Origin of the sequence: Qipengyuania soli, from assembly GCF_015529805.1 — a bacterium.
GTDB lineage: Bacteria > Pseudomonadota > Alphaproteobacteria > Sphingomonadales > Sphingomonadaceae > Qipengyuania > Qipengyuania soli.
In genome coordinates, this window is record NZ_CP064654.1 from 2,144,647 (window position 1) to 2,162,217 (window position 17,571).

At 63.5% G+C, this 17,571-nt stretch carries 22 protein-coding genes; 8 read left to right on the plus strand and 14 right to left on the minus strand.

The features are described from left to right. Positions 1-23: 23 nt before the first annotated feature. The 4 genes from IRL76_RS10685 to IRL76_RS10700 all read left to right on the plus strand — a co-directional run bounded on the left by IRL76_RS10685 (position 24) and on the right by IRL76_RS10700 (position 2,912). Entirely contained in the window at positions 24-887 is an 864-nt protein-coding gene (locus tag IRL76_RS10685) for an ion transporter (RefSeq protein WP_200981324.1), read from the plus strand. A 55-nt stretch (positions 888-942) separates the two neighbouring features. Continuing rightward, positions 943-1,611 (plus strand): endonuclease III, encoded by a 669-nt coding sequence (gene nth, locus IRL76_RS10690; protein WP_200981325.1) that lies wholly within the window; start codon positions 943-945, stop codon positions 1,609-1,611. A 46-nt stretch (positions 1,612-1,657) separates the two neighbouring features. Then, positions 1,658-2,425: a DUF2189 domain-containing protein gene (locus tag IRL76_RS10695; RefSeq protein ID WP_200981326.1), complete on the plus strand. Its 768-nt coding sequence runs from the start codon at positions 1,658-1,660 to the stop codon at positions 2,423-2,425. Positions 2,426-2,492: 67 nt separating this feature from the next. Further along, positions 2,493-2,912, plus strand: coding sequence for a hypothetical protein (locus IRL76_RS10700; protein WP_200981327.1), 420 nt, complete (start codon positions 2,493-2,495; stop codon positions 2,910-2,912). Between the two features lie 15 nt (positions 2,913-2,927). Here the strand turns inward: IRL76_RS10700 and IRL76_RS10705 are convergent, their stop codons facing one another. Together IRL76_RS10705 and dapE are read right to left on the minus strand one after the other, a co-directional pair. After that, entirely contained in the window at positions 2,928-4,316 is a 1,389-nt protein-coding gene (locus IRL76_RS10705) for a dicarboxylate/amino acid:cation symporter (RefSeq protein ID WP_200981328.1), read from the minus strand. A gap of 50 nt (positions 4,317-4,366) precedes the next feature. Continuing rightward, the gene (dapE, locus tag IRL76_RS10710) at positions 4,367-5,503 is read right to left on the minus strand and encodes a succinyl-diaminopimelate desuccinylase (protein WP_200981329.1); all 1,137 of its coding nucleotides are present in this window, start codon (positions 5,501-5,503) and stop codon (positions 4,367-4,369) included. 29 nt (positions 5,504-5,532) lie between these two features. Between dapE and IRL76_RS10715 the strand changes: the two genes are divergently transcribed. Beyond that, the gene (locus IRL76_RS10715; protein WP_200981330.1) at positions 5,533-5,997 is read left to right on the plus strand and encodes a cupin domain-containing protein; all 465 of its coding nucleotides are present in this window, start codon (positions 5,533-5,535) and stop codon (positions 5,995-5,997) included. On the opposite strand, the gene IRL76_RS10720 is transcribed toward IRL76_RS10715, so the two are convergent. Continuing rightward, a complete protein-coding gene (locus IRL76_RS10720; RefSeq protein WP_200981331.1) occupies positions 5,994-6,887 on the minus strand; it encodes a S1/P1 nuclease in 894 nt (297 codons plus the stop codon). The two genes, IRL76_RS10715 and IRL76_RS10720, sit on opposite strands and share 4 nt — an antisense overlap. Continuing rightward, on the minus strand, positions 6,854-7,513 hold the full coding sequence (locus IRL76_RS10725; protein ID WP_200981332.1) for a glutathione S-transferase family protein: 660 nt from the start codon (positions 7,511-7,513) through the stop codon (positions 6,854-6,856). The genes IRL76_RS10720 and IRL76_RS10725 overlap by 34 nt, the downstream gene beginning before the upstream one ends. A 105-nt stretch (positions 7,514-7,618) precedes the next feature. On the opposite strand from IRL76_RS10725, the gene IRL76_RS10730 reads away from it, so the two are divergent. Beyond that, positions 7,619-8,038, plus strand: a complete 420-nt coding sequence (locus tag IRL76_RS10730) for a VOC family protein (protein ID WP_200981333.1) — start codon at positions 7,619-7,621, stop codon at positions 8,036-8,038. 143 nt (positions 8,039-8,181) lie between these two features. Here IRL76_RS10730 and IRL76_RS10735 read toward each other — a convergent pair whose 3' ends face one another. From IRL76_RS10735 to IRL76_RS10770, 8 genes are all read right to left on the minus strand, one after another. Continuing rightward, positions 8,182-9,012 (minus strand): 23S rRNA (adenine(2030)-N(6))-methyltransferase RlmJ, encoded by an 831-nt coding sequence (locus IRL76_RS10735; protein WP_200981334.1) that lies wholly within the window; start codon positions 9,010-9,012, stop codon positions 8,182-8,184. Between the two features lie 37 nt (positions 9,013-9,049). Continuing rightward, complete coding sequence (locus IRL76_RS10740) at positions 9,050-9,598, minus strand: pseudouridine synthase (protein WP_200981335.1); 549 nt, start codon at positions 9,596-9,598, stop codon at positions 9,050-9,052. 34 nt (positions 9,599-9,632) lie between these two features. After that, a complete protein-coding gene (yihA, locus tag IRL76_RS10745) occupies positions 9,633-10,277 on the minus strand; it encodes a ribosome biogenesis GTP-binding protein YihA/YsxC (RefSeq protein ID WP_200981336.1) in 645 nt (214 codons plus the stop codon). Beyond that, positions 10,277-12,052, minus strand: a complete 1,776-nt coding sequence (yidC, locus tag IRL76_RS10750) for a membrane protein insertase YidC (protein ID WP_200981337.1) — start codon at positions 12,050-12,052, stop codon at positions 10,277-10,279. Before yidC ends, yihA begins: the two co-directional genes overlap by 1 nt. A 70-nt stretch (positions 12,053-12,122) precedes the next feature. Next, positions 12,123-12,332, minus strand: coding sequence for a membrane protein insertion efficiency factor YidD (gene yidD, locus IRL76_RS10755; RefSeq protein ID WP_200981338.1), 210 nt, complete (start codon positions 12,330-12,332; stop codon positions 12,123-12,125). Then, positions 12,329-12,712 (minus strand): ribonuclease P protein component, encoded by a 384-nt coding sequence (gene rnpA / locus IRL76_RS10760; protein WP_200981339.1) that lies wholly within the window; start codon positions 12,710-12,712, stop codon positions 12,329-12,331. The genes yidD and rnpA overlap by 4 nt, the downstream gene beginning before the upstream one ends. An 86-nt stretch (positions 12,713-12,798) precedes the next feature. Continuing rightward, positions 12,799-12,933 (minus strand): 50S ribosomal protein L34, encoded by a 135-nt coding sequence (gene rpmH / locus IRL76_RS10765; protein WP_200981340.1) that lies wholly within the window; start codon positions 12,931-12,933, stop codon positions 12,799-12,801. Positions 12,934-13,052: 119 nt separating this feature from the next. Then, positions 13,053-13,922: an alpha/beta hydrolase gene (locus tag IRL76_RS10770; RefSeq protein ID WP_200981341.1), complete on the minus strand. Its 870-nt coding sequence runs from the start codon at positions 13,920-13,922 to the stop codon at positions 13,053-13,055. Between the two features lie 159 nt (positions 13,923-14,081). Here IRL76_RS10770 and IRL76_RS10775 point away from each other — a divergent pair, with 159 nt between their 5' ends. Further along, the gene (locus tag IRL76_RS10775; RefSeq protein WP_200984288.1) at positions 14,082-15,590 is read left to right on the plus strand and encodes a YifB family Mg chelatase-like AAA ATPase; all 1,509 of its coding nucleotides are present in this window, start codon (positions 14,082-14,084) and stop codon (positions 15,588-15,590) included. A 2-nt stretch (positions 15,591-15,592) separates the two neighbouring features. On the opposite strand, the gene IRL76_RS10780 is transcribed toward IRL76_RS10775, so the two are convergent. Further along, the gene (locus IRL76_RS10780) at positions 15,593-15,943 is read right to left on the minus strand and encodes a hypothetical protein (protein WP_200981342.1); all 351 of its coding nucleotides are present in this window, start codon (positions 15,941-15,943) and stop codon (positions 15,593-15,595) included. A 141-nt stretch (positions 15,944-16,084) separates the two neighbouring features. On the opposite strand from IRL76_RS10780, the gene IRL76_RS10785 reads away from it, so the two are divergent. After that, positions 16,085-16,915, plus strand: a complete 831-nt coding sequence (locus tag IRL76_RS10785; protein WP_246449703.1) for a hypothetical protein — start codon at positions 16,085-16,087, stop codon at positions 16,913-16,915. On the opposite strand, the gene IRL76_RS10790 is transcribed toward IRL76_RS10785, so the two are convergent. Continuing rightward, a complete protein-coding gene (locus IRL76_RS10790) occupies positions 16,916-17,470 on the minus strand; it encodes a winged helix-turn-helix transcriptional regulator (RefSeq protein WP_200981343.1) in 555 nt (184 codons plus the stop codon). Positions 17,471-17,571: the final 101 nt, after the last annotated feature.

Sequence of the window (17,571 nt, forward strand, 5' to 3'; positions counted from 1 at the left end):
TGACGGGAACAGGAGGGGAGGACATGGCGGGCTTGCGGACGAAGCTGCATGAACAATTGTTCGTCGGGGCGCATCCGGACGGCCGCCTTACCATTCTTAACCGCCTGCTGATCATCACCATCGTCCTGGCTATTGTCGCAGCGGCCCTCTCGACCGAACCAACGATCCCACCCCATTGGCACCGCGCGCTACTGCTGAGCGAGTTCGTCTTCGGTACCGTATTCCTGCTGGAATACCTCGCCCGCATTTTCGCGGCGGCCGAGGACGAAGGCGAAGGAAGTGAGTGGGACAAGCGGTGGCGCTTCATCCGCTCGCCACTGGGCATTATCGACTTGCTCGTGGTTCTTTCCACCTTGATGCCACTCATCGTCGCAGATGCCGCAATGCTTCGGATGTTGCGACTGATGCGCGTGATTGCGGTCATGAAGTTCGGCCGCTTTTCATATGCCATCACCGAGTTGTGGCGGGCGATTTCCGACCGCATCGACGATCTCATCATCACCGCCGCAGTGGCATTCATCCTCGTCCTTTTTGGTGCCACCGCGCTTTACATGATCGAGGGGCACATCCAGCCCGAAGCATTCGGTTCAATCCCCCGCGCGCTGTATTGGGCGACCGTTACCTTGACGACCGTCGGCTATGGCGACGTGGTGCCCATCACCCCTCTGGGAAAGGTCTTTGCGGCGGGGCTCGCCATGTCGGGCATCGCATTCGTTGCCATGCCGACCGGCATTATCGTCGCCGCATTCTCAGATGCCATGCAGCGTCGACGCGATCACCTCATCGATGACATGCGCAGGCACCTCGAAGCGCTGGATATCGAGGACGAGCATATCGAAGCCAAAATCGCCGCGCTCGAACGATCGCGTTCACGGCCACGCCAGTGACGCGGCGCACGTCAGGCTGGCATAACCCGCTCAAAGCTTTATCCGACTGCCTTCAATGACCCGCGACCAGATCTTCGAATTCTTCCGGCGGCTTGCCGAAGACAATCCTTCGCCTGAGACCGAGCTGGAATACGGCAATTGCTACCAGCTGGTGGTCGCCGTGGCTCTGAGCGCACAGGCGACCGATATCGGCGTCAACAAGGCGACGCGGGCTCTGTTTCGCGAGGTGAAATCTCCGCAGCAGATGCTCGAACTGGGCGAGGAGGGGCTGAAGGAACACATCAAGACGATCGGCCTGTTCAACTCCAAGGCCAAGAACGTCATCGCGCTCTCGCAATTGCTCGTCGACGAATTCGGTGGCGAGGTGCCCGACCGGCGCGAAGACCTCGTCCGCCTTCCCGGTGTGGGACGCAAGACCGCGAACGTGGTGCTCAACTGCTGGTTCGGGCAGGAGACGTTTGCCGTCGATACCCACATCTTCCGCGTCGGCAATCGCACCGGCCTCGCCAAGGGCAAGACGCCGGATCAGGTCGAGGTCAAGCTGGAAAAGCGCGTTCCGCAACCCTTCCGCTTGGGCGCGCACCACTGGCTGATCCTGCACGGCCGCTACGTTTGCAAGGCACGCACGCCGGAATGCTGGCGGTGCAAGGTTGCCGATCTTTGCAGCTTCAAGAAGAAGGTGCTGGAAAAGCCCAAGGGACGCAAGGAAGCCACGTATACTTGAACCGGCGCCGCGGCTGCGGCATTTTCATGTCCGGGGAGAAGATGCGATGGATACTGACGTCGGCGGAATCCGGCCCACGGTGGCAAGCGATCTCAAGGTCTCGGACCTCGTCTCGGCGCTGGCAGCGGGATGGCGCGACTTTGCCGCGCGACCGGTCTTCGGCCTGTTCTTCGCCTCGTTCTATGTCGCGATCGGCGTAACGCTCTACTATCTCTTCATGGTGAGCGGACAGGCGCGCTGGCTCATCGCCTCCATCGCGGGCTTTCCCTTGCTTGCCCCTTTCGCCGCAGTCGGACTCTATGAAGTCAGCCGCAGGCGTGAACTGGGCATGGCGATGGACTGGGGCGCAATACTGGGAGCCATGCGTGGTCACGGGGACCAGCAGTTGCTCCTGATGGGCGGCTTCATCTTCGTCGGCTTCAGCTTCTGGGTGATCATCGCGCACATGATCTTTGCGATCTTCGTGGCGTCCGCCGGATTGGGTGAAGGCATGGAGTTCCTCCGCTCCGGCACCGGGCTGACAATGCTGGCAGTGGGCGGAGCCGTTGGCGCGATCATCGCCTATCTGTTCTATGCCATCACCGTCATGAGCCTTCCGATGCTCGTCGATCGAGATGTCGATTTCATCACTGCCATCATCACGAGCGTGGCAGCCCTGCGAGCAAACACGGGGGTTCTCCTGTTGTGGGCGCTGTTCATTGCCCTAGTGCTCTTCGTCGCCATCCTGCCGCTGTTTCTTGGCCTGCTGGTGGCATTGCCCGTGCTCGGGCATGCGACTTGGCATCTCTATCGGCGAACCGTATCGACGCCATGAGCCACCCGGCTTGCCATCCACACTTCGAAGGCGCAGTCTCGGCCGACATGCAGGGAGGACCCTCGAGATGATCAAGCGTGGAATTTTGCCATTCGCCCTTGGCGCCATCGTCATCATGTCCGCAGGCAGCGTTCAGGCCCAGGATGCGGCCGAAACTGCGGTCATCCTGAGCGGCGCGCCTGCGCAACAAAGCGGCGCGAGGTCGCTGGGCGATGCGATTTCCGGCGCCATGGGCCAGGTTGGCGAAGAAATCCGCGCCTCGCGCTCGAGCAATGGCAGCAGCGGCCCGGTCTATGCGCCCTCGCGAAGGGGCGGAGGTGGCACAACGACAACCTATTTCCCGATGGGCGGCCCGGTCGAGGCTGACGCTCTCGCCCATGCCGAAGTCGCTACCTATCGGCTCGAAAACGGTGTGCGGATGCGTGTAAGCGGGACATTCCTGCCCTCCGGAACCACCGTTTGCGAGGCGTTCTGCCCGGGAGGCTGACGCCTATTCCCGCGCCTACTGGTTGACGTCCGGATCGAGGTTGAGGCCGGCCCGCCCTTCCGATGAAGTGTGATGCGGAGCGACCGGTTCGTCGAGGTCCGGGTCGCGCATCGGCTGAAGCATACCTTCCCACTTGGTGATGACCCCGGTCGCCACTGCATTGCCGAGGACATTGGTCGCCGTACGGCCCATGTCGAGGAAGTGGTCGATGGCGAGGACCAGCGCGATCCCTTCGACCGGCAGATCGAACATGGCCAGAGTCGCGGCGATGACCACCAGGCTGGCGCGCGGCACGGCGGCGATGCCCTTGGAGCTGATCATCAGGGTCAGCAGGATTGCGATCTGCGTCCCGATCGACAGGTCGATGCCATAGGCCTGCGCGATGAAGATCGTCGCGAAGCTGGCGTACATCATCGAACCGTCGAGATTGAAGCTGTAGCCCAGCGGCACCATCAGGCCCGAGATGCGGCGCGGCACGCCGAAGCGGTCGAGCTGTTCGAACAGCTTGGGCATCGCCGCTTCGGATGAGGCGGTCGAGAAGGCGATCAACACCGGCTCTCGCACATAGCGGACCAGCGAGAAAACCCGGCTGCGAAGGAAGACGAAGCCGGCAAACAGCAGCAAAGCCCAAAGCAGCAGCAGCGCGAGGTAGAACTCGCCGAGCAGACGGGCATAGACGACGAGTATCCCGAGCCCGTTCTGCGCCACGACATTGGCGAGCGCGCCGAAGACCGCGAAGGGGGCGAAACGCATCACGTAGCCGGTGATCTCGAGCATCAGTTCGGCCAGCGCTTCGGCGCCCCTGACCAGGGGCTTGCCCTTCTCGCCGATGGCGGTCAGCCCCACGCCCGCAAAGAGCGCGAAGACGAGGATTTGGAGGACGTTGTTGTCGGCCATCGCGCCGATGACGTTTTTGGGAAAAACGTGCTCGATGAACTCGAAGAAATCGAGCTTCTTGACCTCGCCCACAGCCTGCGTCGGTGCGGTGACGTCGACTCCGACACCGGGCTGGAAGAGGTTGACCATGACGAGGCCGAGGCTGATCGAAATGAGGCTGGCAATGATGAACCATCCAATCGCCCTCACGCCTATCCGGCCCACGGCGCTGCTGTCGCCCATGTGGGCGAGGCCCGAAATGATAGTCGCCAGCACGAGTGGTGCGACCAGCATCTTGATCAGGTTGAGGAAGATATTGGAGAGCATCTGGAAGCCGCGAGCCCAGTCGTCGGTCGATGCGAGTCCGGCAAGAAGCCCCTGATTGACCAGCCAGCCCGCGACTACGCCAAACACGAGGCCGACGAGAATGCAGGCGGTCAGGTGGCGCGAGAGGTAATAAAAGAGCCAGCCCAACGCCGACTGCGGCTTCTCCACCGGCAATGCCTGTTCAACGCCCGTACCGGCCATGCGACCCCTCCCGTATTGTCTCCAGCGCCAAGGGCTAACAGGGCAAGCGGTCAGCGCGCAAGGGCAGCAAGCGCAATCCGGCGATAAATCCTCGCCAGCACAGCAAGGTCTTCGATGGCCACCGCCTCATCGCGCTTGTGCATCGTCGCGTTGCACAGGCCGAATTCGATCACCGGGCAGACGGCGCGCAGGAAACGCGCGTCGGAAGTGCCACCGGTGGTCGACGGCTCGGGGTCGATCCCGGTCTCCGCCTTCACGGCCTCGGCGACGATGGCGCTGAATTCGCCAAGCGGTGTGAGGAAGGGTTCGCCCGAAATGACGGGGCGCGCCGTGCCGCCATGTCGTTCCGCAATCTCGGTGACGAGTGCAGACAACTCCGCGCCGGTATGATTGTCATTGAACCGGATCGAGAGGCGCGCTCTGGCATGCGAGGGAATGACGTTGGTGGCTGGATTACCGACCTCCATGTCCGTGATCTCGAGGTTCGACGGCTGGAACCAGTCGTTCCCCTCATCGAGCACGAGGGCGTCGAGTTCAGCGAGCATCGCAACGAGCTTCGGGATCGGGTTGTCGGCGAGGTGGGGATAGGCGACATGCCCTTCCTTTCCCTCCACCTCGAGCCAGATGTTGAGCGAACCGCGCCGTCCGATCTTCATCATGTCGCCGAGGCGATGGACGCTGGTCGGTTCGCCGACGAGGCACAGGTCGGGCGTGTGACCTGCCGCGGCCATGAAGTCGATGAGCGCGCGCGTGCCGTGGAGTGCCGGACCTTCTTCGTCCCCGGTAATGATGAAGCTGATCGTACCAGCGTCGGCAGGGATGTCGGCAACTGCATCCACCATGCAGGCGATAGAGCCCTTCATGTCGACCGCGCCGCGACCGTAGAGCAGGTCTCCGCGGACTTCGGGTTCGAAGGCGCCGGTGGTCCAGCCTTGGCCGGGAGGCACGACGTCGAGGTGCCCGGCAAAAGCGAAGTGCTTTGAACCCGGCGGGCCATGGCGGATCGCGAAGAGGTTTTCGACGGGAGCATCGGGCGTCCCGGGTGCGCCGTCGCCGCGAATGAAACGCTTTATCTCAAAGCCGAACGGAGCGAGCAGTGACTCGAACGCATCAAACACTGCGCCTGTCGCAGGCGTTACGCTGGGCGCGGCAATCAGCCGCTTGGCGAAGTCGAGGACTTGGGTCATGAACGCCTCGCTAGCAGGAGTGCGCGCCCATGCCCAAGCTCGATCTCGATGCCATCCCCCAGACCAATGCGACGGGTTATCCCGCGCCATTCGATGCCGAGGTCCAGGGACGCTGGTATCGCCGCCTCGCCCCTGTCGCCGGGCTGACCCGAATGGGTGCGAGCCATGTCACGCTCGAGCCGGGCGCCTACTCGTCGCAGCGACACTGGCACCGGCTCGAGGACGAGTTGCTGGTCATGCTCGACGGCGAAGCGGTGCTGATCGAAGACGAGGGCGAGACCGTGATCCGTCCGGGCGACGTGCTGGCGTGGGCAGCCGGAGTCGAGAACGGCCATCGCCTCCACAACCGAACCGACCAGCCGTGCATCTTCGTCGCCATCAGCGCGGGGGATGATGACGATTCGGGCGAATATCCCGATATCGACATGGTCTTCGACGCCGAAGGCTACGCCCGCAAGGACGGCACGCGCTATCCGACAAAACGACTGCCCTAGTTGCGCTGCGGTTCCGGCAAGGGGCCGGGCGCAAAGGCCGCATCGAGATATTCGGCCATGCGGATGCCTGCCTGCGTCACGCGGCGTTGCGAGATGGGAATGGCGCGCTCGATATCGTCCTGCGTGAGCGCCGTTTCCTTCGGCAAAGCGCCTTCGCAAGGTTCGCAGTCGAAGGCCTCGGGATAGACAAACCCCTTGGCGATTTCCCAGCTTTCGCGCCCCCATACCGCCGCGTCGCCGCCGCCGAGCTCAGCCCGTTCGGTTTCCGAATAGCGCCGGACGAGCGAGGGTTGCGCACTGGTGATGGCACGCTCTGCCAGTGGGCCATCCCAAATCCAGTGGAGGTTGAGGCTCGGCACGATGCCGTAATCGGTCACCCGGTCGTTGCCGCCACGATCCTCGAAATCGCCCGAGTGCAGCGGCATGTGAATGTCGCCGATGAAGTGGACGAGAAAGGCCAGCGCCTCCAGCCGGACGTTGTCGGGCAGGCCCTCGTCGGCGAGGATGCGCTGGTTGCGTTCGATCTGAGCGGAGACGCAATTGCCGCCGCTGCAGTTCTTGCGCACGTCATAGTCCTGCGTGACCGGCTCGGTCTGGTAGTGCCAGGCGAAGGTATAGCCCCAGCGCCAGCTCTCGCCGCGCAGGCAATCGGGCCAGGTCGAGGCATCGCCCAGCGTCCTGAGCGCGCACCCCGGCGTTCCCAGTTGCGGCGCCGCGCGCAGCAGCTTCGCAATCTTCACCCGCGTTTCGGGTTTCACATTCTCGAGCGCGATTTCGGCGGTGACGTTGTGCGCATAGAAACCCCAGGCCTGCGCCTGCGCGGGAATAACGAGCGCAGCCGCCGCCGCAATTACGTTCAGCCCACTGTTTCGTATTGTTCGATGACCCATTCTTCGTCCTCGGCCGCGTTGATCCAGGCCTGCATCCATTCGTGTTCCCACACCGCTTCCATGTAGGAGATGGCAAAGCCCGGTACGGGGATCTGGTAGGTGATGAACCGCGACACGACGGGGGCAAAGAATACGTCGGCCGCGCCGAAAGTGCCGAACAGGAACGGCCCGCCGCTGCCGAAGCGGCTGCGAGCTTCTGCCCAGAGGCCGAGGATGCGCAGGATGTCTGCCTTGCAAGCCTCGCTCGGCTCGAACCCGTCGAAGCGCTTGCGTACGTTCATCGGGCACTCGCCGCGCAAATTGGCAAAGGAGGAGTGCATTTCCGCGACCATCGATCGCGCCATGCCGCGCGCCGTGTCATCCTTGGGCCAGAAGCGGTCCCGTCCGACCTTGTCAGCGAGATATTCCATGATCGCGAGGCTGTCCCAGACAACGACCTCGCCGTCCCACAGCAGCGGCACCTTGCCGGACGAAGGCCGGATCTGGCCGTCATTGCGATCGGCTTCCCAGTTCTCGCCGAACAACGGGACGATGATTTCCTCGAACGACAGGCCCGACTGCTTCGCCGCTAGCCAACCGCGCAGGCTCCAGCTGGAATAATTCTTGTTTCCGATCACGAGTTTCATGCGCGTCCCACCTTTCGCTGTCGGCGCGGTAGAGGTTCAGCTTCCGCCTGTCGAGGATGAACGTTGCGGCTTTGCGACCGGCGACTTCAGCGCTAGACGAGTGGCATGAGCCTGCGCCCTTTCCACCTCGCCTTTCCCGTCGACGATCTCGCCGCCGCACGCGCATTCTATGGCCAGGCCATGGGCTGTGCCGAAGGCCGCAGCAGCGATGAGTGGATCGACTTCGACTTCTACGGCCACCAGATCGTCGCGCACCTCGCGCCGGGCCAGGCAGGCGATCGCGCTGCCAATCACGTCGACGGCCACGGCGTGCCGGTGCCGCATTTCGGCATCGTTCTGAAAATGGAGGACTGGGAGGAACTCGCCGGGCGACTGACTGCAGCAGGCGTCGAATTCGCGATCCCCCCGACGATCCGCTTCAAGGGCCAGCCCGGCGAGCAGGCGACGATGTTTTTCCGCGACCCGAGTGGAAATGCGCTGGAGATGAAGGCCTTCGCCAGCGACGATATGCTTTTCGCGACCTAGGCGCACCCAAAAGGCGACATGCGGTTGACGACCCGATTTCGCCAGCTGCCGCCTAACCAGTTTTGCCCCACATATCGGCGCAGCCACCTGGCCTGCCTGTCACTTCGGCGAGGAAGTGTCGCATCTCTGGTAGAGGTCTCGCCTCAATTGCCGAGCCACTCGAAGCTGATCTCTCCCCTCTGCCCTTCCGGGGCAAGCGTAACACGGAGGGCTTCAAGCAGAGGCGGCAGCGTCTGCGTGAAGGCGTAGGGCGGATTGACGATGAAGAGACCTGCGCCGTTATAAATGCCAGGCTGCTCCGCATCATACAGCCAATGCTCGATGCTCATCAATTTGGGTATGCCCAGCCGGCGCAGCTGCTGCTTCCACCGCACATGCGTGGCGCGATCCTTCAGCGGATACCAGATCACCGTCACCCCATGCGCCCATTTGCGCCGGGCAGCGGCAAGCGTGTCCGTGATCCGTGCGCGTTCGTCCGTCTGTTCGTAGGGCGGGTCGACCACCACCACACCGCGCGGCGTCCGGGTCGGCAGCATTGCCAGCCACAGCTCATACGCGTCGCGCTGATGCACCGCGGCGGACGTGTCCCGCATCGCGGCACGCAGCGCCTTGGCATCCTCCGGATGCTTCTCGTTGAGGATCAGGACATCCTGCTCACGCAAGAGCTGCGCCAGAATGCGCGGGCTACCGGGATAGAGCCGCGGCTCCGGCCCGAGGTTCACCGCCTGTACCGTAGCGCGATAGTCGTCGAGCAAGGGGCTCGCATCGGCAAAGGCTCGCAATACGCCTTGCGCTGCCTCGCCGGTGCGTTTCGCCTGGTTGCCGTGAAGATCGTAAATCCCGCAGCCGGCGTGGGTGTCCATGATCGTCAGCGCACTCGGCTTTTGCTGCAGCGCCCGCACGAGGGCGATCAGCAGGCTGTGCTTCACGACATCGGCGCTGTTTCCGGCATGGAATGAGTGGCGGTAGTTCATGGGACGCCACCGCCTTTAGACGAGCCTGCGGTTGCGCCTAGACGAAAATTTCCTCGAATTGTCCCGGCGCGATCCCTTCGACCGTCCAGTCACCGATCGACCAGCGCACCAGCCTCAGGGTGGGCAGCCCAACAGCCGCCGTCATACGCCGCACCTGCCGGTTACGCCCTTCGCGGACGGTGATCTTGAGCCAGCTATCGGGAATGGACTTGCGCTGGCGTATCGGCGGATCGCGTGGCCACAGATCCGGTGCGTCGATGCATGCGACCTCTGCCGGCAGTGTCATGCCGTCCTTGAGACGGACGCCTTGCCGCAAACGCTCCAGTTCCGGTTCCTGCGGATCGCCTTCGACCTGTACGAGGTAGGTCTTCGGCAGCTTGAACCGCGGATCGGCAATGCGCGCCTGCAGCCGCCCGTCGTCCGTAAGCAGCAGTAGTCCCTCGCTGTCCCGATCGAGCCTCCCGGCTGGGTAGACGCCCTTCACCGCAATGAAGTCCGACAATGTCGCGCGCATCGTCGGCGATCCGCGGTCAGTGAACTGAGACAGGACGCCGAAAGGTTTGTTGAACAGGAGCAGCCGGGACATCCTGGCTCCATATCGCTCGAATGAGCCTATGTCTTCAGACCCCGGCGTCCGCCAGCACAGCCGCCCGCAAAGCGCCGATGCCCATGCCCTTCTCGCTCGAGGTGACGTGCACCTCGGGATAGGCGGCGACGTGCTTGCGCGCCTCGGCCTCGGTCGCAGCAACGACCTTTTCCAGCTCGCTCGCCTTCATCTTGTCGGCCTTGGTCAGCACGACGCGGTAGCCGACAGCCGCCTGGTCGAGCATCTTCATCATCTCGCGGTCGACGTCCTTGGGGCCGTGTCGCGCATCGACCAGCACCAGCGTGCGGGCAAGCGCTGGGCGGCCACGCAAGTAAGTGCGGACCAGTTCCTTCCATTTCTCGACAACCTTCACCGGTGCCTTGGCAAAGCCGTAGCCGGGCATGTCGACGAGGCGGAACAGGGTGGGGTCGCCGACCTCGAAAAAGTTCAGTTCCTGCGTGCGGCCTGGCGTCACTGAGGCGCGTGCGATGGCCTTGCGCCCCGTGAGCGCGTTGAGCAGCGAGCTCTTGCCGACGTTGGAGCGTCCGCAGAACGCGATTTCCGGCACGTCGGGCTCGGGGAGGAATTTGAGCTGCGGAGCCGAGAGAAGAAACTCCACCCGGCCCGAGAACAGCTTGTTCGCCCGCTTTTCGAGCGTGAGGAGCTCTTCCTCGTCCATCAGCCTGCCTTGGCCGCTTCCCTGGCCTTTGCAGCCTTTTCCTCGTCAGCCGCGGCCTTGAGCTGCGGATGCTTGGAATAAAGGTACTTCTGCTGTGCCAGCGTCAGGATGTTCGAGGTGACCCAGTAGAGCAGCAGGCCCGCCGCGAACGGAGCCATGACGAACATCAGCACCCAGGGCATGATGTTGAAGATCTGCTGCTGCACGGGGTCCATCGCGCTGGGGTTGAGCTTGAAGGTCAGCCACATCGTCACGCCGAGCAGCACGCCCAGCACGCCGAGGCCGAAGATCATCATCAGCCAGCTCGGCACGGTGATCCCGCCGATCGAGAGCAGCGCGGCAAGGTTCGCCGGATCGGGCGCCGAAAGGTCGCTGATCCAGAGGAACTTCTGGTGGCGCATCTCGATGCCTAGCACGAGCACCTTGTAGAGCGCGAAGAAGACCGGGATCTGCAGCAGCATGGGAAGGCAGCCCGCGACCGGGTTTACCTTCTCGCGCTTGTAGAGCTCCATGATCTCCATCTGCTGCTTCTGCTTGTCGTCCTTGTACTTCTCCTGGATCGCCTTCATCTTCGGCTGGATGGCCTTCATCGAAGCCATAGAGGCGAAGCCCTTCTGGGCGATCGGGAACATCAGGCCGCGCACGATCACGGTCAGCAGGATGATGGCGATGCCGAAGTTGCCGACCGCTTCGAACAGCGTCCGCAACAGCCACAGCATCGGCTTTTCGAACCAGCGGAACCAGCCCCACTCGATGGCGAAGCCGAACTTCTCGATCCCCGCATTCTGATACTGGTCGAGCACCACGCTTTCCTTCGCACCGGCATAGAGCCGCGAGGTGGTGGTGAGCTTCTTGCCGGCAGGAACGGTGACCGGTTCGTAGATCATGTCGGCGCGATAGGTCTCGTTGCCCATGGCGCGGAAAGTGGTTTCGGGCGCAAGGCCGTCCTGCGGGACAAGCGCCGAAAGCCAGTAGATGTCGGTGAATCCCGCCCAGCGCGTGCGTCCTTCGGGAGTGACCTTCTTGTCCTCGTCGAGCGTGGAATAATCGATGTCGTAATCGGCGGTGTCGCCGAACACGCCCATCGGGCCCGAATGCGCGATCCAGATGTCCTGGCTGGCAGTCTTGCTGGTGCGGTTGACCAGGCCGAACGGCTGGAGGACCACCGGATTGGTACCGCCGTTGGACACCGACTGCGCGGCGGTGAGCATGTAGTTGTCATCGATCGAATAGCGGATGGCGTAGGTCAGCCCTTCGCCATTGTCCCAGGTCAGGGTGACCGGCGCTTCCTTGGTCAGCACCTTGCCGTCGGCGGTCCAGACGGTCTGGGGACCGGGTACCTTGAGGTTGGAGCCGACCCAGCCGAACTGGGCGAACTGCTGCGCGGGCGTGCCGTTGGGGGAGAAGATGCGAACCGGTTCGCTATCCTTGCCGGTGCCTTCCATGTGGTCCTTGAGCACGATGTCATCGACCACGCCGCCCTTGAGGTTGATCGACCCGGCCACGCGCGGCCCATCGATCTTCACGCGGTCGGGCGAGGAAAGCGCGGTCTTGAGATCCGCCTTCTCGAGCGCCTGCAGCGTCGGGTCGACGAGCCCGCCGGTGCGGGTGTGCTGGGTCTTGGCGGTGGCCGCCTGCTCGCTGGGAGTGTCGGCCTTGTCCTCTACCAGCGCCTGCTCGGGCTGGGGGTAGAAGTAGTTCATCGCATAGTCCCACCCGATGAGGAGCAGGAATGAAAGCGCGATGGCCAGGATCAGGTTGCGCTGGTTTTCCAAGGTCGGTCCCGTCTAGTTCAATCGAAAATCGTAATGTGGGAAGGTGTATCAGGCTTTCAATACACCGGCGCTATGGCACCGGGTCATGGCCGTGTCCGCCCCAAGGGTGGCAGCGCATTATACGCTTAGTCGCCAACCATCCACCCTTGATCGCGCCATATTTTCCCAGTGCCTCGATCGCGTACTGGCTGCACGAGGGCGCATAGCGGCAACTGGGCGGCAGGATCCGGCTGGGACCCCACTGCCACAGGCGGGCGATGAAGATAAAGACATGCTTCATGCGCGGCGGCTCCTCTGGTGGCGAGGCGGACGCGGGCGATCGCCCTTGCCCTCGCTCGCACGGGCGAGCGCTGCGGACAGTTCGTCCTTCAGCGTGGCGAAATCGCGTTCTACCCCGCCCTCGCGCCCGATCAGGATGTGATCGTGATCCGGCAACCCTTGCTCGGGCAGCGCTGCCCACAGCAATTCGCGGAAGCGTCGCTTCATCCGGTTGCGCACGACGGCGTTGCCGATTTTCTTCGTCACAGTGATCCCGAAGCGCTTGCCCTTCCCGCCGTTCGGGTTGGCGAGCAGCACGAATCCCGGTCGCGCGACCCTGAGGCCCCGATTCGCGGCGAGGAAGTCGCTGCGCTTGCGGATCACGGATAGGCTCGGGTGCATGGATGCCAGATACGCAAAACGGGCCCCCGATGGGAGCCCGCTCGCATTCGTCCGTCGATCGCCGCGCACAAGCGCAGCGAATCAGCTCAGGCGCAAAGCTTCTTGCGGCCGCGGGCGCGACGGGCGCGAAGCACCTTGCGGCCACCCGGGGTCGCCTTGCGCGCGAAGAAACCGTGGCGACGCTGGCGCACGAGGTTCGAGGGCTGGAAAGTCCGCTTCATCGGAAGTGTCCTACAAAAATCTTCTGGTTCCGGCGGCGCGAGACGCCACCAACAAAAAGGGCCACCCGGGCGGGGTGACCGCTTGAATGGCGCGCGCATAAGGAAGCGCGCCCGCTACGTCAAGAGAAAGTCATGTCGGAATAGGCCAGTTTGGGTGCCTGCTGTGCGGGCGGTTCCACCACCGCCTGTGCCGGAGCGGGCGCAGCCCAGCGGCGCATGTCCTGCGCCTCGAGCCACAGTGCCTCGGCATGGGGCACCGAGTTGGTAAAGGCGTAGAATGCGCGCGCCTGCCGCTCGCCCATTCCCATCTCGCGATAATAAGAGATGTACTTGAGGTTCTCTGGTGCGTTTTCGCCGAAATCGCCAGCTTCGCGTCCGTATTCGTCCATCCAGCTATGCACCGCGAACTCTGCCCCGTCGGCAATGTCGCGCTCAACACCGGCGAGGAACAACTCTACCGCGCCGGACCGGACCGAACCGATCGGCGGGACGTGCGTGACCATATGCGCGGCACGGATCATCCGTCCGAGTTCCATGTTGGCCTTGTCGTCGCGCGTACCCGGGCACTCGACCATGTCGACCTGGACCAGGTCGGGAAAGGCACGGCGCATGGCGGCAAAGACGGCGGGCGTGTCGTGCCCCGTCTCGTCAACCAGCGCGACTCGACGCGAATCGAGGACGAGGAAGGGACCGAAGCGGGCGATGCCCCGCCGATAATCGCGAAAACTGCGATCGACCGCCGGACGGGCGGTGGCGGGAACAGGTGCGAATTCGCTTCGACCCGGAATGGCGAAGCGCAGGTTCGTGAAATCGGCACCCGCCGTATCGCGAACCACCCCGATCCGGCGCGCATCCTCCACGGCCAACTGGGCCAGCGGTTGCGCAGCCAGTACCACCGGCACAGTCATGATGCTCAGCGACTGCGCGCTCGCCGGAGCGGCAAGCGCGAGGCCGAAAACCGAGCAGACAAGGCTGGCTATTCGAAGCATTCGGCAGGATTGCTCCCCGGCATCTTGCCAGCTTCCAAAGGCACGTGCCTAAAGCGGGGTTAACGGCATCCCTTCTCCACCGATGCGGAGGCTGTTCCTCTCGACAAATCAGGTGTTTGCAGCCATCGCCACGTATGAATACGGGGTTGGGGGTTAACGCTGGTCGCACTGGTCAAAACGGTCGCTTACCTCGGGCTGGAAGCCCGCGGGGTAGAGGTGCAATGCTCGGTCGCGCCGGGACTGCCGAACTTCAATATCGTCGGTCTGGCAGACAAGGCGGTGGGGGAGAGCAAGGAACGCGTCCGCGCCGCGCTCGCCGGAATGGGCCTCGCCCTTCCGCCCAAACGGATCACCATCAACCTGTCGCCCGCCGACCTGCCCAAGGAGGGTTCGCACTACGACCTGCCCATCGCACTCGCCCTGCTGGCCGCGATGGGGGTCACCGATGCCGAACAGTTGTGCGACTGGATAGCCGTAGGCGAACTCGCCCTCGATGCGCGGATCGTGCCGTCACCGGGCGTGCTCTTGGCGGCGATCCATGCCAGCGAGGCCGATGTCGGGCTCATCTGCCCCAGGGCCCAGGGTTCCGAAGCGCGGTGGGCGAGCGACATCCCGGTCTGCGCCGCCCCGGACCTTACGAGCCTGCTCAATCACCTCAAGGGCACGCAGCGCCTGCCCGATCCCGAGCCGGGGTTGGTTGACGAGCCGGGCATCGGGCCCGACCTGAAGCAGGTGAAAGGCCAGGAAACCGCCAAGCGTGCGCTCGAGATCGCTGCGGCTGGCGGACACAATCTGCTGATGGTCGGCCCTCCGGGTGCGGGCAAGTCGCTGCTGGCCAGCTGCCTTCCCGGCATCCTCCCGCCACTAACCCCGCCCGAAGCGCTCGAAGTCAGCATGGTCCAGTCGGTTGCGGGGACGCTCGAGGATGGCCGGATCAGCCGTGCGCGGCCGTTCCGCGCGCCGCATCATTCGGCGAGCATGGCTGCACTGACCGGCGGCGGATTGCGAGTGAAGCCGGGAGAGGTAAGCCTCGCGCATCTCGGCGTGCTGTTCCTCGACGAACTGCCCGAATTCCAGCGCGCGGTGCTCGATTCGCTGCGCCAGCCGCTCGAAACCGGGAAGGTCGACGTCGCGCGTGCCAATGCTCACGTGACATTTCCCGCCAACGTCCAGCTGGTCGCTGCGATGAATCCGTGCCGTTGCGGGCACCTGGGGGATGCGGCGCTGGCGTGCAGCCGTGCGCCGCGATGCGCCGCCGACTACCAGAGCAAGGTGTCCGGTCCGATGCTCGACCGGATCGACCTGCATGTGGAGGTCGATCCGGTGAGTGCCATGGACCTCGCTCTGCCCCCGCCTGCCGAAGGGAGCGCGGAGGTAGCCGCCCGGGTGCTCAAGGCGCGCGCGATTCAGACCGGGCGCGCGGAGCAAACGCGCGCGCGAACCAATGCCGACCTGCAGGGCGATGCTCTAGAGAAGTTCGCGACGCCCGACGAGCCTGGCCGCCAGCTACTGATGCAGGCGGCGAGCGCGATGCGCCTGTCGGCCCGCGGCTACACGCGGATGCTGCGCGTCGCGCGCACGATCGCCGACCTTGCGGGAATGGAAACGGTCGGTCGCATTCACATCGCCGAAGCACTCAGCTACCGCAGGCATGCGCCGCGCGCCTGAAGTCAGTGGTCCTCGGTCAGGTCGAGGTTGAGCTTGACCGTCTCGTGCTCGCGGTCGCCCTCGAACTTCTTGAGGAATTCCTCGATCGGCATGGCCTGGCTGCGATCGACCATGGGATTCGACTTGGCCATCTCCACCGCCTTCAACTCGTCGGGCGTCATGCGCACGTGGATATAGGGCATCCAGACATCGCCATAGTCGGCCTTCTGATACCAGACGTCGAGGATGTCGTAGGACGCCCACGAGCCGGTGGGTTCCTGCAAGCGGATACCTTCGCCAATGCGCGGCACGGTGACCACCTTGATACGGAAGACCGTCTGGTGCGTCTCGTTCTGGATTTCGATGTCGATCACGTGTCGCGGGGTCCGGCTGTACCAATGGGAATCGGGAATTCCCTCTCTGGTGGCAGCGACGTATTGAGATCGCTTTAACGATGACGTCACGCAGCCATGGGCGATTGTGACGTCACTCTTGCGCGGCTATTTGAAGCGCGAATGCATTCCCCCCAATCTCGGAGTCGCGACGAAGACAGGCGTTTGCGCCTGGCTGACTGGTGTCGCGAGCGGTACGCCGGTCTCGATCCGGAGTGGCGGCGCAAGGCGGTGGGCCTTTCACTCGCCGTAGGCATCGAGGCCCTCTTGGTTCTGTTGCTGCTGTCGCTGGGCATCGTGAACCGCGAACCGGTGCCAATGAGCGATTCTCTGGTTACCGTGACCATGAGCGAGAATCCCGCTGAAGAAGACGAGCCATCCGAAGCCAGGTCATATCCTGCAGAAGATTCCCCTGCTTCCCAGGCCCCGCAGCCCCCGCAGGAAGAAGAGCCGGTCCAGCAACCGACGGACGCCCGCCAAACGCCCGTCCCGGCGCTGATCGCGGTTTCCCCCGACAGCATGCGATCGCTCGACATTTCGCGGGCTCAGCCCTCCAGGCCTATCGTCGGCGCGCAACCCTATGGTCCTGTCGACACTGCGCGCCCCGGTGACTCGCAACGCATTGCCGGAAGCGGACCCAATGGCGAACCACTTTACGCCGCGCGCTGGTACCGCGAGCCGACCGACCAGGAATTGCAGGGCTACCTGTCGACGGCTTCTGGTCCAGGATATGCCTTGATCAACTGCCAGACCGCACCGCAGTATCGCGTGGAGAATTGCGTGCTGGTGTCCGAGGGGCCGCAAGGCTCGAACATGGGGCGAGCGGTTCTGGCCGCGGCCTGGCAATTCAAGGTGCGTCCGCCGCAGATAGGTGGGCGTCCCCAAGTCGGGGAATGGGTACGGATCAGGATAACGTACGATGTGAGACCGGCTGTCCCGCCCTACTCGCGCTGATCAGGCCGCGTCCTTGGCCTTGCGGATCGCACCGAGGTCAACGACATCGCCGTTCGCGAGCGAACCTTCTGCTGTCGCGCGGCTGCCGTCGGCGCGGATACCAAGATTGTTGCGCTCGACGAGCCAGAGATCCTGAGGACCGAGGATCCGGCCATCGTGACTGAGGATGGAGGTCGGCCCGATGGGCAGACGGTCGCGTTCATCGACCAGAACCGGGTTTTCGACAACTTCGGAACCGTATTTCTGACCCCACTGGCGCAACGCAACCATGGCAGGGAGCAAATCGAAGCCCTTCTCGGTCAGGCGATATTCGATTTTGCGACGGTCTTCGGCGCAGGGATCGCGCTTGAGAATGCCATGTTCGACCAGTTTGGCGAGCCGATTGGAGAGAATATTGCGGGCGATTCCCAGTTCGGTGAGGAATTCCTCGAAATGGTGCAAACCGTTGAAACTGGCGCGAAGGATCATGAAGCTCCATCGTTCGCCCATGACTTCAAGAGCTTGCGGCAGGCCGCATTCGGTCAGTTCACGCAAAGGTTCGCGAAGGTCGCCCATTTTTTTCAGTCCTCTTCCAGAAACCTATCTAGCGCGAAAATCGCCGATGCCAAAAAATTTTTCCACGAAAGGGTTGCAATGCGCAACTTAGTTTTATAGGT

Bases quoted from the DNA above. Each gene is read 5' to 3' on its own strand.
- yidD (WP_200981338.1), bottom strand. From the start codon at position 12,332: ATGAAGCATGTCTTTATCTTCATCGCCCGCCTGTGGCAGTGGGGTCCC.
- IRL76_RS10700 (WP_200981327.1), top strand. From the start codon at position 2,493: ATGATCAAGCGTGGAATTTTGCCATTCGCCCTTGGCGCCATCGTCATC.
- IRL76_RS10715 (WP_200981330.1), top strand. From the start codon at position 5,533: ATGCCCAAGCTCGATCTCGATGCCATCCCCCAGACCAATGCGACGGGT.
- yihA (WP_200981336.1), bottom strand. From the start codon at position 10,277: ATGGACGAGGAAGAGCTCCTCACGCTCGAAAAGCGGGCGAACAAGCTG.
- IRL76_RS10770 (WP_200981341.1), bottom strand. From the start codon at position 13,922: ATGCTTCGAATAGCCAGCCTTGTCTGCTCGGTTTTCGGCCTCGCGCTT.
- IRL76_RS10735 (WP_200981334.1), bottom strand. From the start codon at position 9,012: ATGAACTACCGCCACTCATTCCATGCCGGAAACAGCGCCGATGTCGTG.
- IRL76_RS10740 (WP_200981335.1), bottom strand. From the start codon at position 9,598: ATGTCCCGGCTGCTCCTGTTCAACAAACCTTTCGGCGTCCTGTCTCAG.
- IRL76_RS10730 (WP_200981333.1), top strand. From the start codon at position 7,619: ATGAGCCTGCGCCCTTTCCACCTCGCCTTTCCCGTCGACGATCTCGCC.
- IRL76_RS10695 (WP_200981326.1), top strand. From the start codon at position 1,658: ATGGATACTGACGTCGGCGGAATCCGGCCCACGGTGGCAAGCGATCTC.
- IRL76_RS10685 (WP_200981324.1), top strand. From the start codon at position 24: ATGGCGGGCTTGCGGACGAAGCTGCATGAACAATTGTTCGTCGGGGCG.
- IRL76_RS10790 (WP_200981343.1), bottom strand. From the start codon at position 17,470: ATGGGCGACCTTCGCGAACCTTTGCGTGAACTGACCGAATGCGGCCTG.
- rnpA (WP_200981339.1), bottom strand. From the start codon at position 12,712: ATGCACCCGAGCCTATCCGTGATCCGCAAGCGCAGCGACTTCCTCGCC.
- nth (WP_200981325.1), top strand. From the start codon at position 943: ATGACCCGCGACCAGATCTTCGAATTCTTCCGGCGGCTTGCCGAAGAC.
- IRL76_RS10725 (WP_200981332.1), bottom strand. From the start codon at position 7,513: ATGAAACTCGTGATCGGAAACAAGAATTATTCCAGCTGGAGCCTGCGC.
- dapE (WP_200981329.1), bottom strand. From the start codon at position 5,503: ATGACCCAAGTCCTCGACTTCGCCAAGCGGCTGATTGCCGCGCCCAGC.
- IRL76_RS10705 (WP_200981328.1), bottom strand. From the start codon at position 4,316: ATGGCCGGTACGGGCGTTGAACAGGCATTGCCGGTGGAGAAGCCGCAG.
- rpmH (WP_200981340.1), bottom strand. From the start codon at position 12,933: ATGAAGCGGACTTTCCAGCCCTCGAACCTCGTGCGCCAGCGTCGCCAC.
- IRL76_RS10720 (WP_200981331.1), bottom strand. From the start codon at position 6,887: ATGGGTCATCGAACAATACGAAACAGTGGGCTGAACGTAATTGCGGCG.
- IRL76_RS10785 (WP_246449703.1), top strand. From the start codon at position 16,085: ATGCATTCCCCCCAATCTCGGAGTCGCGACGAAGACAGGCGTTTGCGC.